This window comes from Pseudoalteromonas distincta (genome assembly GCF_005877035.1).
Lineage (GTDB): Bacteria > Pseudomonadota > Gammaproteobacteria > Enterobacterales > Alteromonadaceae > Pseudoalteromonas > Pseudoalteromonas distincta.
On the sequence record NZ_CP040558.1, the window covers coordinates 1,351,386 to 1,366,503 of the forward strand.

The window sequence follows — 15,118 nt, forward strand, 5'->3', positions numbered from 1 at the left end:
TCTAACTTACTAAATCGCTCTTTAGAATTGCGCGTTATGGTAAACGTTTTGTACGTCGTCGCAATCTTCTAACATTGCTAAAAAGCGTTCCATAACTTCAACGTCTTCACCTTCAATCGGCGTTTCAATTTGTGGCACAAAGCTAATTAGGTCTTCGTCAAATTCAGTCACGCCCATTTCTTCAAGAGCTGTACGTGTATTGTTGTACTCTGTGTGAGGAGCAAAAACAGTAACTTTACCGTCATCTACTTCTACGTCAGTTACATCAACATCAGCCATCATAAGAGCTTCAAGTACTGCTTCGTCGTCATCACCGTCAAATACAAAAATAGCAAGGTGATCAAATAAATGTGAAACAGAGTTTTGAGCGCCAATTTTAGCATTTGCTTTGGTAAAACAAACACGTACATCAGCAAAGGTACGCTTGTTGTTGTCTGTTAAACAGTCAACAATAATCATACAGTTACCAGGGCCGTAACCTTCGTAACGTGTTGCTGCGTAGTCTTCACCGCCGCCGCCTTTTGCTTTGTCTATTGCGCGGTCAATAACGTGTGCTGGTACTTGGTCTTTTTTAGCGCGTTCAATTAAACGACGCAATGATAAGTTACCATCTGGATCTACACCGCCGTTTTTTGCACAAATATAAATTTCTTTGCCGTACTTAGAATAAACTTTAGTTTTAGCACCCGCAGTCTTAGCCATTGAATCTTTTTTGTTTTGGTAAGCTCTTCCCATCTGCGTTTCGCCTTAATATATGTAAATAATAGAATAAAATTATAATGCGTATTCTAAAGGTAAATGCATTCAAGGGCTAGTAAGTATTAAAACAGATTAAATCGGTAACGTTTAAAAGCCATGTAAACTGTATTTTATTAATGGGATCATCGAGGGTTCTAGACGTTGGAATTATATCTATTATGTGTAAATTTAATTCAATAAAAAAGCAACCTGTATAACAGGTTGCCTTACTAAGTAATAAAAAGTAAGTGTTACTTACCAAATACGTACACGCTCATCTTCAGGAAGGTATAACGCATCGCCTGGTTTTACATCAAACGCTTTGTACCATGCATCGTGGTTACGCGGCGCTTGTGCTCTAAAGCGACCTGGGGCATGTGTGCCACCACGAAGTTGGTTAAGCATGCTTTGCTCAGTACGTTTTTCTTTCCATACTTGTGCCCACGCAAGGAAGAAACGTTGATCGCCAGTCACGCCGTCTATTACAGGCGCTTCTTTACCATTTAAACTTAGCTTGTACGCGTGATAAGCCATTGATAGCCCACCTACATCACCAATGTTTTCGCCAAGGCTATTTCGACCATTAACAAAGTTACCTTCGATTGGCTCGTATTTACTGTACTGCGCAGCCAGTTGGTCGGCTTTTTTGTCAAATGCAGCGCGGTCAGCATCAGTCCACCAATTACGTTGCACACCGTTTTCGTCTGATTTTGAACCTTGATCGTCAAATCCATGACCCATTTCGTGACCAATTACAGCGCCAATACCGCCATAGTTTACAGCCGGATCGGCATTTGGATCGAAAAACGGCGGTTGTAATATCGCAGCCGGAAATACAATTTCATTAAACGAGCTATTGTAGTAAGCGTTTACGCGTTGTGGCGTCATGCCCCAGCGGTTACGGTCTGTTTTTTGTAGCTCTTTTTCAACACTTTCTGCATGAAAAAATTCACGCATGTTTTTCACATTACCGATTAAATCGTTTTTAGTAATGCTTAAACCTTCATAAGACTGCCATACATCGGGGTAACCAATTTTTGGTACAAATGCAGCCAGTTTAGCGCGCGCATTTACTTTAGTTTCATCGCCCATCCACTCTAGGTTATCAATACGTTCACCAAGAGCTGTACGTAGGTTTTCAACCAGCTCAGACATTTGTTGTTTAGATGATTCAGGGAAGTAACGCGCTACGTATATCTTACCAATAGCAAAACCAAGCGAACTTGTGCCTGACATTTCACTTATTGCACGTTTCCAACGAGGGCGAGGCTCTTGCTGTCCGTTTAGTTCTTTGCCAAAAAAAGCAAAGTTAGTATTAAATACTTCCTCTGATAGTAAACCTGCGTTACCGCTAATTGCGTGATACGTTAGGTAGTCTTTCCATACTGCAATATCTTCTTGATTGATTAGCTCAATCATCGCTTTTATAGGTTCAGGTTGAGAGACATTTAACTGAGGTACTTTATAACCTGTTTGTGCAAAGTATAAATCCCAGTTAAAATCAGGATAAGCAGTGCTTAAATCGGCGCGTTCAATTTGGTTTAGCGTTAAATCGCGATTACGGCGCTTTTCACGAGGCCAATGACCTTGTGCAATTTTGGTTTCAAGATCAACAATTGCTTGAGCGCGCTCAGCGGTATTTTCTACTCCTGCAAACTTGAGCATATCCGCAATGTGAGCAACATAAGCTGTACGGGTTTTTATAAAGCGCTCAGCGTCTTCAAGGTAGTAAGAGCGATCTGGTAAGCCTAACCCACCCGCACCTAGTGACATTTCATATTTGTTAGGGTCTAGGCGATTAAACCACATGCCGCCGCCAAAAGGGGCTTTATTACCGGTTAACCAAGACTTACCAAACATCTCAGCTAAATCGTCGGTCGACGCTATATCACTAATTTCACTTAACAATGGCTTGATTGGCGCCACACCTAGTTTATTAAGTGTTTCGGTATCCATATACGCATTGTAAAAATCAGCAACGAGTTTTTCTTCTGCGTTTAAGTCTTTGCGTGCTGCTATTTCTTCAATAATAGCTTTAACATCGCCTTCGCTTCGCTCAGCTAATCCAGAAAAAGCACCATAGCGGGTTTTATCTGCAGGCATTTCGTAGTTGTCATACCACGTGCCGCTGGCATACATAAAAAAGTCATCGCCTGGTTTAACGGCTTCGTCACGGGCTGTTAAATCAACACCAAAACTACCCAACTCTGCTTTTTCTGTCACTGCTGCAGTGGTTACTTTAGGTTGTTGCTCTTCTGTTTTTGTTGTTTGCGGCTCTGAACAACCGGTAATAAATGTGGCAGCTAATGCTGCGGCAATTAAACTCTTTTTCATTACTTACTCCTGAGTATCACTGATTGAATTAAAGCAGCAGTGAATCATTTTTATTGTTACGAATATTTAACTTATCGATTGTTATTGATATTAACCAGACAAACAAACCTTTTGAGGTGAATCACCACTGTGCTCGATAAAACTAATATAGAAGAAAAGAGAAAGGCTAATAGGCGCTATAAACGCTTTATTTAGCTCGAATACCGGCAAGCATAAGAGCTAAAAGGGGTTACGCAGTATTTATTTTTTATGCTGAAGCTCCCACATACGGGCATATTCTCCGGCGAGAGTAAGTAACTCATCGTGCTTACCTTGCTCAATAATTTGTCCGGCTTTGAGCACAATAATGGTGTCTGCATCGGTAATAGTAGATAACCGATGAGCAATAACAATACTCGTATGGTTACTGGCAACTTCACGCATTGCTGCGAGAATTGCTTGCTCAGAATGAGAGTCGAGTGCAGATGTTGCTTCATCAAAAATTAAAATAGGGGACTTTTTCAAAATGGCGCGGGCAATGGCAATACGCTGTTTTTCGCCGCCGGATACTTTTAAACCGCGCTCGCCAACCAGTGTTTTATCGCCTTTATCAAGTGTGCCTATAAAGTCTTTTAAATGCGCCATAGCAATGGCTTCATCAATTTCAGCATCGCTTGCTGATGGTCTGCCGTAAGCTATATTTTCACGAATCGTGGTGTTAAACAGCACGGTGTCTTGCGGGACTATTGCAATGGCTTTTCGTAAACTATTAAGTGTTACTGAGTTTATTGCTTGATTATCAATACTAATTTCACCACCGCTTACATCATAAAAACGATAGAGCAGTCGCGCTAATGAACTTTTACCTGCACCACTGGCACCAACAATGGCTACTTTGCTGCCTGCTTTAACATTAAAGCTAAGATTATTAAGAATAGGGCGATGCGAATCGTACCTAAAACTTACATTGTTAAATGTTATTTCACCTTGGCTAATATTGAGCTCTTTAGCATTAAGTGCATCGGTTATTTGTGGCTTTTTGTTAAGTAGCCCTAGCATATTTTCAAGGTCGGTTAGCGCGCGTCTTATTTCGCGGTACACAAAACCTAAAAAGTTAAGCGGTAAAAACAATTGAATCATATACGCGTTAATCATCACAAGTTCACCAATAGAGAGCGTGCCTGCAACGACCTGGGTTGAACCCAACCACATTAAAGCAGTAATAGCACAAGCAATAATAAGTGCTTGGCCTGAGTTGAGGGCGAGCAATGACATTCTATTTTTTAAACGGGCTTTTTCCCAGTTTGCTAAAAATGTGTCGTACGTTTTTGCTTCAAACTGCTCATTATTAAAATACTTCACAGTTTCATAATTAAGTAGGCTGTCTATAGCGCGGGTATTACTTTGATTGTCGGCAGCGTTTGCTTCTCGAATAAAGCGGTTTCGCCACTGAGTAACCGTTACCGTAAAAGTAATATAAATAGCGACTGCCAATAATGTAATCAGCGCAAACCAAACAGAAAACAACGTGCCAAAAATAATCGCAACGGTCAGTATTTCAAATAAAGTAGGCACAATGTTAAACATTAAAAAACGCATTAAAAAACTTAACCCGCTAGTACCTCGTTCTATATCGCGGCTAATACCGCCAGTTTGCCTATCTAAATGAAAAGCCAGCTCAAGTGAGTGCAAATGCTTAAATACTTTTAAACCAATATCACGCATAGCGTGCTCGGTTACGCGAGAAAATACAGCATCTCTTATCTCACCTAAAAATACGCTAGCAAAACGCAGTGCACCGTACATCAATAACAATAAAGCGGGGATAACTAACAGTGGGTTAATTGACTTATCTACCGAGTCTATAATTTCTTTAAGTGCCCAAGGCATTAAAAGCGTGGCACCTTTTGCGCCTATAAGCGCCATAAGTGCAATAAAAACACGGCCTTTAAATTTTGTAAGGTAGGGCCACAGTGTTTTTACACTTTGGCGTAAATTCATAGCGTCTGGTCGTTTTTCACTGCTTTGTCTGGGGCGCATTAAAAGTCTCAGTAAAATTAAATTAAATAGTTAAGGGCTATTGTATTTCAAATACTAGCCCTTATATACTACGCATCCCTTATTTTAGTTTTAAAACGTGAATGTTTAAATTTAGAGTGTTTCTAACTGCCTTTTTGCTACTTGCTGCACTTTTTAGTGTGCAGAGCAATGCTATGGGCGCCTCACAAAATTTAAATATTACTGTTAGTACGCAGGTTTCGCTTACTGATATTGGCGATTTAACTAAAATACAGTCTATTAGTAAGTCTGTAGATACTTCGCAGCATAAAAAAACGCATCAAACCGATTTTGACGCGCACCAACCAAGGTTAACAGCCAATAATTCATCATTGCTTTTGCACACTGTTCAAAGTGAGCCAGAATACGATGTGGTTTTTGAATTTTTTGCTCAAAATCTTGTTAGGCATATATTCTTACGGCCAAGAGCTATTAATCCTATACAGCCTTGGTATACGCTTGTAACTAATAGTAAAAAGTCGCGCTTGAGTGGCTGGAAAGACGTAAACTTACTCTACAGAGCTGTAACTACCTACCACGCTTAATTTTCCTTATTTAATTTTATTAGGTTTTAACTTTTAAAGTTTTAGCCTGCAGATTAATTGTGCTTTTAAAAAGCACGTTGCTAGCTTTGCTGGCAATAAGGATTCAACATGTTAAGTTTTAAAAAAGACAAAAAGCCGTCTACGGCTAAGTTCAAATTAAGCTATATAGCCATGCTAATAGTATTGGTTTTATTAGCTATTAGCGCATTACCAAACCTATATCCAAATAAATCGTGGTTGCATATCAGTGCAGCCCCGCACAGCGAAACGCAATCTTTACCGAGCACTAAAACGCTAGTTACTTTTTTGAATAACCAAGGGCTTGAGGTTGAACAGGGTTTAGATAAGCAATCGACTATTAATGTACTTTTAAACGAGCCAACTAAAAGCGCTCAGGCACAAGCGGCTATAAAAGCGCAGTACCCAAACACGCAAGTTAAAATTGTTGAGCATGCAACCAGCCCTACATGGTTACAAAATTTTGGTTTATCACCAATAAAGCTGGGCCTTGATTTAAATGGCGGTGTGCTATTTGTACTAGACGTAGATTTAGATAAAGCCGTTGATGAGCAATTAGTCAGTGCGTATCAACAAGCTAAATCAATCATTATTAAACAAAAAGCACATGGCGTAAAAGCGCAGCAAACTCAGCACGGGTTTGAAATAAACGCATTGCCTAATGCAACCGACAAGTTAACCCCAGTTATTGAAGAGCTACAAAGCCGATTTGCTAATTTAGCCGTTGTAACAAGCAATAACGGCAGCGTTAAAACTGCCAAATTTAGTTATTCAGAGCAAGGCCGCAGCAGCTTTGATAAAGAAGTAATGGGGCAAACACTTACAACCCTTCGTTCACGTATTGAAGAGTTAGGCATTACCGAAGCAGTAACACAGCGCCAAGGAAAGCACCGCATTCGTATAGAGCTTCCTGGCGTGCAAGATCCAACCGAAGCTAAGCGTATTATTGGTGCAACAGCATCGCTTGGTTTTTATCAATTAAAAGAAATAGGCGGACAAACATTTAATATGCAATCGGGCGGAACGATAAAGCTCGATCCTGTGCCAATTTTTACAGGGGACCATATTAATAATGCAAACATAGGCCGCGACGATTGGGGTAAACCACTTGTACAACTAAGCCTAGACGGCCAAGGCGGGGATGCAATGTCGGCGTTTTCAAAAGCCAATATTGGTAAGCCAATGGCGACGGTTTACTCTGAGTACTCTCAAAATGCTAAAGGCGAAGTAGTTAAAAAAAGCGAAGTTATTAACGTTGCCAATATTGCTCAGCATTTAAGTTCGCGTTTTAGTATTACCAATATGAAAAGCCAACAAGCGGCAGCCGACCTAGCATTGTTATTACGTGCAGGCTCGCTTACAGCACCCGTTACAATTGTGCACGAACAAACTATAGGGCCAAGCCTCGGCAGCGAAAATATTAGTAATGGCTTAGCCGCGCTTATGTTAGGTATGGGTATTACCCTTGCATTTATGGCGCTTTGGTATCGCCGTTTAGGCCTTATTGCAAACGTAGCACTTATATTAAATTTAACGTCGCTTGTGGGCTTAATGTCATTATTACCAGGGGTTGTGTTAACGCTTCCGGGTATCGCTGGCCTGGTGCTAACGATAGGTATGGCGGTAGACACTAACGTAATAATATTTGAACGTATTAAAGAAGAACGTCGCCAAGGCCGTGCACCATATCAAGCTATTCAAGAGGGTTATAAACAAGCCGCAAATACAATATTTGATGCCAATATAACGACCATGATCACCGCACTTATCTTATACGGCATAGGCTATGGGCCCGTTAAAGGTTTTGCCATTACACTCGCACTGGGGCTTTTAACGTCTGTATTTACAGGTGTGTACGTATCAAAAATATTAAGCCAAACGTTGTATTTAAAAATGGGTAAAAAAGCAGGAGTAAAAGCACATGCTTAATTATTTTTTGAAAGGTGAAAAGGGCACACGTTTACGCTTTATGGGCATGCTTTTAAGCGCCATCTTAGTGCTGCTATCAGTATTTACGCTTGCACAAAAGGGTCTAAATTTTGGCCTAGATTTTACCGGCGGTTATTTAACTGAGTTTACAACCAGTCAAAGTGTTGAGCTAAAAGAGCTTCAATCGTTTATTGCTAAAAATCACAACGGTGAGTTTGAGCTAACCGCGCAAGGTAATAGCCATTTTCAATTAAGAGAAGCACCAAGTGCATCAACTACATCAACAGCAGCTAATAGCCTTGATTGGCAAAGCGCTGTTACACAAAACGATGATATAAACGCACAGGTATTATCGTCAGCTTATATTGGCTCACAAGTGGGCGATGAGTTATTTGATCAAGGCTGTTTAGCAATGTTTGCTGCAATGATTGCGGTAATGATTTACCTTGCAGTGCGTTTTGAATGGCGATTAGCCGTTGGCTCTGTGGTAGCGCTAGTGCACGATTTAATACTCGTACTTGGATTATTTTCACTATTACAAATTGAATTTAACCTAACCGTACTGGCAAGTTTACTGGCTATTATTGGTTACTCACTTAACGACTCAATAATAGTAGGGGATAGAGTACGCGAGCTTTTACGTGTTCAATCAAACAATGTACTTAGCCCAGCGACTATTATTAATAATGCGATTAAAAGTACGCTAACACGTACCTTAATAACTTCGGGTACCACACTTGCAACGGTTGCGAGCGTTTGGTTACTTGCAGGTGCACCACTGCAAGGCTTTGCTATTGCATTATTTACCGGCATTGTAGTGGGTACGTTCTCGTCTATTTGTATAGCGGCAACCTTGCCGGAACTATTGGGCTTAAGCGCTAAAAACTACGAAGTTAAAGTAGATGCCCACACGCAAACATTATTAGATATGCCATAAGGTTTTTAATAAAACACAAGCAAAGAGCTGCACCAACCAACGGCTCTTTGTTAGTTTAATGCAAATTTAAGCCCCGCTAGTATTCCCACCAAGCTTGCGGGGTTTAAAACAATGGTTTTAAGCCCCGCAAAAATGTTAAACTAGCTGCCTTATTTTTACAGCCTGTATTGTACTAATCCCCATGAATAAAACCCACGTTATCGAACATCTTCGTTTTGCGCTAGAAGCGCAGCTTACAACAGCAAAAGTAGCGGCAAAAACTGCGCACGACACCGCCACACATGAAGAAAACATAGCCGAAAATAAATACGATACTCTAGGGCTCGAAGCCGCTTATTTAGCACAAGGCCAAGCCCAGCGCGTAAACGATTGCTATAAAAGCATAGAATTGTTTGAGCCTGCATTTAACGAAAAACCAACCGACAAAATAGCTATCGGTTCGCTGGTGTGTTTAGAAGATGATAACGCAGCCCAAAAATGGTTTTATTTAGGCCCTGCAGCTGGTGGGTTAACGGTAAATGTTAAAGAGCACGCAATAGCCGTAGTAACACCCGGCGCACCACTGGGTAAGCAGTTATTAAATAAACAGATTGATGATGAAATTACGTTAACAATTGCAGGTAAAGCCCACGAATACGTGGTGGTAGAGATTTTATAAATACTTCCTTCAGCAAAGTAAACCTTCTGAGGGACTACTTTATATACATAGCTTGAACTAACTTATCTGATTTTGTAGCTATATTACTTGGAGTTACTACTCAATTATTAGTGTTTTTGTAGAGTGTAATACTCAAAAATGTAAAATGTCCTTGATTATATTAAGGGAGACCGGAGGGAACTATGAAAATTCATAAAGGTGATATTGCTATGGATATGATTGAAGACGCTATCGACCTGTACAATGAAGAACGCTTTATTTCTAGCTTACATTTATCTGCTGCAGCATCTGAATTATTATCTGGTTTAAGTGAAATTTATGGATTTGAAAGCTCACACCAAAACTTAAAAAAAATGGTATGGGACTTCCATAATTCAAATCCTGATTTTTTCTCTAAGCCCCGACTTGCAATCAAAAAATTTAACTACTCTAAAAATGCTGTAAAGCATATTAATGGCGACAAGGATCAACTAGCATATATTTTGCCTAAAATGGACTCCGAGATGTACATAAATCAATGCCAAAAAATGTTAGAAAATTTTGGTATATGCTTGTTAAAGCGAATATGAAAAACCAATTCTTCGCTTATAACTACTCGGTTATAGGGAGGCTAACTCAATTAGCTTTTTTCACAAACTTCGCTGTTACCATCATTTCGCCAATGCCTTCTACTTTACAATCAAGCTCGTGATCTTTTTTATCAAGCACTCTTCTAACTACCGCTTTGGTGCCAATTTTAATTACTTGCGAGCTGCCTTTAATTTTTAAATCTTTGGCTACTGTCACTTTATCGCCATCATTAAGTAATGTGCCGTTGGCATCTTTAACTAAAATAGCGTCTTCATCGTTTGTATTATTTGGGTTCCACTCATGGGCGCACTCGGGGCAAATAAGCAGTTGTTGGTCCTCGTAAACATATTCACATTGGCATTTTGGGCAAGCAGGCAGCGACATTTTTAAACTCTCATAAGGTATTGTTTTGCGTATTTTAATCTGCATTTATAGGAAAATATAGTTAATCAATATTTTTCATCTTCACGCTAAAAATATCTCGTTTGTGCGTTTTTAAAAAAGGGCATATAAAGCACATGTCGCTTAAGCAATTTAAGCGCTAACTCGTACAGTAGGTACCTGTTAAAGCACCCATCATATTAAGTGATTCGCGCAATGCCCACTTAGTACGATGGGTGTTTCTATTTATAATGCTTAGTATTTTACTAAGCATGCTTTTTATATTTTGACTTAACTAGGAAAAGTCGTGTTTAAAACCTTAATTGTGGTTGATAACAACGAGCAAACGCTTGCTCAATCGTTCGAAAATGTAATTACGTTTAATACCTACTTACGTGATTACCCAAAACATAACGAACCAAAAACACGCATTATTAATCTGTGCGACTCAAGCCAATACTTGAGCAAAGGTTACTATTGCTCATTACTTGCAGAGGCGCGCAAGCACCAAGTTTTACCCAGTGTAAAAACCATTAATGCTCTTCGTAGTGGCCAAGCAGCTATGTTAAATGTGGGTCAAATAGACGGCACACTTTACTTTGGTAATGCCCAAAACGATTTACAATCAAAAGCGGCAAAGTCGGTATTTAAACAATACCCAGCGCCTATTTTATTTGTTGATGAACAAGGATTATTGCAACAAGGCTCGATGTCGTCTTTAAACGAGCAGCAGTACAGCGAATTTGTAGCCAAGCTAGATAACTTTACTAAAACACAGTGGCGTATTAGTTCGGTGCAACGTCGTTTTAGATGGGACATGGCAATACTTGTTGATCATAACGAAAAAGTACCACCGAGTGATAAAGACGCCATTGCACGTTTTATTAAAGCAGCGGCTAAACACGGTATTTATGCACAAGCATTAAGCTTTGACGAAATTGACAATATTGCCCAGTTTGATGCGTTATTTATTCGCCAAACTACAGCGATTGACCACCCAACGTACCGCCTTGCAAGCAAAGCGCAAAGCCTGGGTTTAGTGGTTATTGACGATGCTGAGTCTATTTTACGTTGTTGTAATAAAGTGTATTTACACGATGCATTTAATTATCAAAAAGTGCCAAGTTTAAAAACGGTTGTAGTGGCTGATCAAGCAAATGAAACGCTTGAGCAATTAGAAGAAGCGTTTACGTATCCGCTTGTTTTAAAAATGCCTGAAGGGTCGTTCTCAAAAGGTGTGTTTAAAGTATCAAACCGTGATGAGCTAGCAGCTAAGCTTACAGAGCTGTTTGAATATAGCGCATTAGTGCTTGCACAAGAATACATGTATACCGAATACGATTGGCGAGTGGGTGTGTTAAATGGCCGTGCAATTTATGCATGCCGCTATTTAATGGCGCGTAACCATTGGCAAATTTATAACCACGATGCTAAACGTTTTTTCTCTGGTGGCTTTGAAACATTACCAACCTTTGAGTTACCAAAAGCGGTATTAGATGCAGCATTAAAAGCCTGTAAAACAGTGGGTAGGGGTTTATATGGCGTAGATGTTAAAGAGCATCAAGGCAAAGCATATGTACTTGAAGTAAACGACAACCCAAGTATTGATCACAAAGTAGAAGACGGCTATTTATGCGACGAGCTATACATGATCATTATGGATGAGTTTAAACAACGCTTAGAAGCACGAGGTCGTGGGTAATAACATGAGCAACCTTGTTATTCGAAAGGCGTTTAGCAGTGATTTAAATGCACTGATTGACGTTGAAAATGCTTGCTTTAATAACGATAAATTGAGCCCGCGCAGTTTAAAGCGCTGGCTTAGTGCTAAGCACGGCATTTTACTCGTTGCCCAAAGTGGCGAGCAACTATGCGGTTACGGGTTAGTGTGGTGCCATAAAGGGACGCGTTTAGCGCGTTTATATTCGCTTGCTGTTTTACCCACAATGCAAGGTAAGGGGATTGCAAAAGCACTACTTACTAGCCTTGAAAAAGAAACGTGTGAGCGTGGGCGTATTTACCTTCGTTTAGAAGTGGCTGTAAATAACGAAGGTGCGATAGGGCTTTATAAAAGCTTAGGTTACAGAGTGTTTGGTCAATACAGCGATTATTACGACGACCACAGTGACGCACTACGAATGCAAAAAAACATTCGACAAACGAGTGAGTTAAAAGTGGCGCGTTTAACGCCGTGGTATCAGCAAACTACTGAGTTTACGTGCGGACCTGCTGCGCTATTAATGGCAATGGGTGCACTTGAGCCAACAACTGAGCTAACTCAATCACATGAGCTGGCACTTTGGCGTGAAGGTACCACCATTTTTATGACATCGGGCCATGGTGGTTGCCATCCGTTTGGTTTGGCACTTGCGGCTAATAAGCGTGGTTTTATAAGCGAAGTAATGGTGAATACCACAGAGCCTTTGTTTTTAGATGGCGTACGCAACGAAAACAAAAAAGTGGTACTTGCCACAGTGCATCAGCAATTTGTAGATGGTATTGCACAGGCAAATATACCGCTTACGTATAAAGATGTAGAGCTTGAACATATTGAGCAGTGGTTAAGTAAAGGCTTTAGTGTGCTGTTATTAATTAGTACATACAGTTTTGATGGTAAAAAATCGCCACACTGGGTGTGTGTTACGCACCTTGATGAGCACTGCGTGTATGTTCACGATCCATTTTGTGAGCCTGGAAACGATAAACAGCTCGCAATAGATTGCCAATATGTACCTATTGCACGAAGTGATTTTAGTAAAATGTCAGCGTTTGGTAGCCAACGTTTAAGAACGGCGGTGGCTATAGCTAATAAAATATAAGGTTAACAGTGACTTTTTTAGATTTAATTGATGTAGCCCCGTATTCGTGGGCAGCTATTGGTACTGCGGCTTTTTGCGGTGCTATTATTGGTATAGAGCGCCAGTTGCGCGGCAAACCTGTAGGCATTCGTACATCAGCCCTAATAACGCTGGGCACGTATTTGTTTTTATCCACTGCGTTTAATTTACAAGGGGATGTAATAGATCATTCTCGTGTAGTGGGGCAAATAATTACAGGTATTGGCTTTTTAGGGGCAGGCGTTATGCTCGCAAAAGATGGTGCGGTAGTTGGCGTAACCTCTGCTGCAACCATCTGGGTGCTTGCATCAATAGGCGTTATGATAGCGACCGAAAACTTAGGCGCAGCTATTAAACTCTCTGTTCTGGTGGTGGGTATTTTATACGGTGTAGACGTACTCGAAGCTAAATTTAAAAGCTTAAGCAAAGGCGTACACACTAAAGTAAAAAACTATCAAAAACGCTATTATCGAAAAGAATTTAACGAATCTGAACGCCACTAAAAGTGGCGTTTTTCGTTTATGAGTACCAAATAGAGATCACTACTTTAGGTGGAAAGCTGTGTTTGGGTGTTAAGTTTTCTACGAATGGTTTTAGTTGCATAAGGCTCTATGCTTCTACTTTTAAAGCAATATATGGGAAGTTATTAAGTCTATATTTTGAGGTAGCAAACACAGCTATTAATATCGCAAGTAAAGAGCTGGGATTAAAGTTTCCAAAAAAAGTTGTTTGCAACACTAATTGGTTTATTAAAAACCAGACTATTAAATAAGTGCAAATTCCTACAGCTGCTGTTATGTAGTGAAATTTTCTTATAGACGGGCCTTTAAGCTCTACTGTTAACTTTTTATTACAAGAGGGACAATAGCAGTACTCACGTAGGTATTCATAGTCGAGCTTATACGCTCTACTTTCTAAAAATTCGGCTTGGCAAGACGGGCATTCTACTGTTTTTCCTGGGTTATTCATTGTTAAATAGATCCTTTATTTAAATTTATCCTGCTTCAAATATAGCAAATCAACCTGTAGGTTATCCAAATAACTTTCGTCTAACTACTTTTCTATAACCACTAGGCGTTTGGCTTAATACTTTTTTGAACACGCGGGTTAAATGACCTTGGTCGTTATATCCCACTTCTAAAGCCACTTCTTGAATTGATAAATTTGATGATGCTAATAACTCTTTCGCACCTTCTACGCGTAATTGTTGCCAATACTCAATTGGGCTTTGGTTAGTGGCGGCTCTAAAACGGCGGGTAAAAGTACGATAGCTTAAGCTAAATTGGGCAGCAACTTCTTGCAAGTTTAGCTCGGTGGCTAAATTTGTTTTTAGCCAAAACTGAATTTGCGCAATTAGCTCATCGGGGTGGCGGTCTACTGCACCTTCTAAGTAGCGTTGATCTTCGTAGGGTTTACGTATTTCGTGCGAAAAATTACGCTCTACATGCTGCGCGGCAGCTTTTGTGTAGTATTGGCTAATAATATGTACGATCACATCTGCAAGGGCATTAAGACTGGCCACCGTATACATTCGCTCTGACTGGGTTATAAAAAAGTCGGGCTTTAAGCGTACCTGCGGGTAGTCATGGCTAAATTGTTTGGCGTAATGCCAATGGGTGGTAGCAGGGTGGCCATCAAGTAAGCCAGCCTCTGCTAATAAACAGTTGCCAGTACCTACACCAATTATATGGCTGCCTGCGCTAAAGCTTTCACTTAGCCAATCAACTATTTCTTGATTTGTACGTACTACAGGGCGCGGATTTCGCCAAATACCCGGCACTATAATCAAATCGCTGTAGGGCGCGTTAGTTGTTATGCAATCAGGATTTATAGCAAGGCCTGCGCGGGTGGGTATAGATTCAGCACTTTTAGCCACTAAATTTATAGCAAGTGGCCTAAAGCTTTGCTTATCAAGATGCCCTTTAGCAAAGGCCTCGCCGGCTCTTAGCATTTCTATAGGCAGCGTTAAACTAGTCACTAACAAATGCGGATATACCGCTATAGCAATGTTTAGTGGTGGATTAGTGTGTTTATCAGTCATATAAATGCTCCGACCAGTACCTTTTGGCCTTTTGTGCTGAATATTTGGCTATTAAAGCACAATGCGTGGTGCATAATCCATTTAAACTGCCTC

Annotated in this window: 14 protein-coding genes; 8 read left to right on the top strand and 6 right to left on the bottom strand. The window is 40.3% G+C overall.

Features of this window, described 5'->3' with window-relative positions:
• Window positions 1–21: 21 nt before the first annotated feature.
• The 3 genes from FFU37_RS05960 to FFU37_RS05970 form a co-directional block, all read right to left on the bottom strand.
• Complete coding sequence (locus tag FFU37_RS05960) at window positions 22–735, bottom strand: YebC/PmpR family DNA-binding transcriptional regulator (protein WP_002959761.1); 714 nt, start codon at window positions 733–735, stop codon at window positions 22–24.
• 258 nt (window positions 736–993) lie between these two features.
• The gene (locus FFU37_RS05965) at window positions 994–3,072 is read right to left on the bottom strand and encodes a M13 family metallopeptidase (RefSeq protein ID WP_138488978.1); all 2,079 of its coding nucleotides are present in this window, start codon (window positions 3,070–3,072) and stop codon (window positions 994–996) included.
• Window positions 3,073–3,312: 240 nt separating this feature from the next.
• Window positions 3,313–5,091, bottom strand: a complete 1,779-nt coding sequence (locus tag FFU37_RS05970) for an ABCB family ABC transporter ATP-binding protein/permease (RefSeq protein WP_138488979.1) — start codon at window positions 5,089–5,091, stop codon at window positions 3,313–3,315.
• A 101-nt stretch (window positions 5,092–5,192) separates the two neighbouring features.
• Here FFU37_RS05970 and FFU37_RS05975 point away from each other — a divergent pair, with 101 nt between their 5' ends.
• The 5 genes from FFU37_RS05975 to FFU37_RS05995 all read left to right on the top strand — a co-directional run bounded on the left by FFU37_RS05975 (window position 5,193) and on the right by FFU37_RS05995 (window position 9,765).
• Complete coding sequence (locus tag FFU37_RS05975) at window positions 5,193–5,654, top strand: hypothetical protein (RefSeq protein ID WP_138488980.1); 462 nt, start codon at window positions 5,193–5,195, stop codon at window positions 5,652–5,654.
• Window positions 5,655–5,762: 108 nt separating this feature from the next.
• Window positions 5,763–7,601: a protein translocase subunit SecD gene (secD, locus tag FFU37_RS05980; protein WP_138488981.1), complete on the top strand. Its 1,839-nt coding sequence runs from the start codon at window positions 5,763–5,765 to the stop codon at window positions 7,599–7,601.
• Window positions 7,594–8,538 carry a protein translocase subunit SecF gene (secF, locus tag FFU37_RS05985; protein ID WP_138488982.1) on the top strand — a complete coding sequence of 315 codons (945 nt, stop codon included), beginning with the start codon at window positions 7,594–7,596 and terminating at the stop codon, window positions 8,536–8,538. Before secD ends, secF begins: the two co-directional genes overlap by 8 nt.
• 181 nt (window positions 8,539–8,719) lie before the next feature.
• A complete protein-coding gene (locus FFU37_RS05990) occupies window positions 8,720–9,196 on the top strand; it encodes a GreA/GreB family elongation factor (protein WP_039489872.1) in 477 nt (158 codons plus the stop codon).
• 182 nt (window positions 9,197–9,378) lie between these two features.
• Complete coding sequence (locus FFU37_RS05995) at window positions 9,379–9,765, top strand: protein kinase family protein (protein WP_138488983.1); 387 nt, start codon at window positions 9,379–9,381, stop codon at window positions 9,763–9,765.
• Between the two features lie 46 nt (window positions 9,766–9,811).
• Here FFU37_RS05995 and FFU37_RS06000 read toward each other — a convergent pair whose 3' ends face one another.
• Window positions 9,812–10,150: a zinc ribbon domain-containing protein YjdM gene (locus tag FFU37_RS06000; RefSeq protein WP_039490162.1), complete on the bottom strand. Its 339-nt coding sequence runs from the start codon at window positions 10,148–10,150 to the stop codon at window positions 9,812–9,814.
• Window positions 10,151–10,454: 304 nt separating this feature from the next.
• On the opposite strand from FFU37_RS06000, the gene FFU37_RS06005 reads away from it, so the two are divergent.
• From FFU37_RS06005 to FFU37_RS06015, 3 genes are read left to right on the top strand one after another with little or no spacing between them, the layout of a single operon-like run.
• Window positions 10,455–11,849 (top strand): RimK family ATP-grasp domain-containing protein, encoded by a 1,395-nt coding sequence (locus FFU37_RS06005; RefSeq protein ID WP_138488984.1) that lies wholly within the window; start codon window positions 10,455–10,457, stop codon window positions 11,847–11,849.
• A 4-nt stretch (window positions 11,850–11,853) separates the two neighbouring features.
• The gene (locus FFU37_RS06010) at window positions 11,854–12,966 is read left to right on the top strand and encodes a GNAT family N-acetyltransferase/peptidase C39 family protein (protein ID WP_138488985.1); all 1,113 of its coding nucleotides are present in this window, start codon (window positions 11,854–11,856) and stop codon (window positions 12,964–12,966) included.
• A gap of 8 nt (window positions 12,967–12,974) precedes the next feature.
• Window positions 12,975–13,487: an MgtC/SapB family protein gene (locus tag FFU37_RS06015; protein ID WP_002960746.1), complete on the top strand. Its 513-nt coding sequence runs from the start codon at window positions 12,975–12,977 to the stop codon at window positions 13,485–13,487.
• A gap of 106 nt (window positions 13,488–13,593) precedes the next feature.
• Here FFU37_RS06015 and FFU37_RS06020 read toward each other — a convergent pair whose 3' ends face one another.
• A complete protein-coding gene (locus FFU37_RS06020; protein ID WP_033021333.1) occupies window positions 13,594–13,953 on the bottom strand; it encodes a hypothetical protein in 360 nt (119 codons plus the stop codon).
• A 61-nt stretch (window positions 13,954–14,014) separates the two neighbouring features.
• The gene (locus FFU37_RS06025) at window positions 14,015–15,025 is read right to left on the bottom strand and encodes a GlxA family transcriptional regulator (protein ID WP_138488986.1); all 1,011 of its coding nucleotides are present in this window, start codon (window positions 15,023–15,025) and stop codon (window positions 14,015–14,017) included.
• Window positions 15,026–15,118 lie beyond the last annotated feature (93 nt).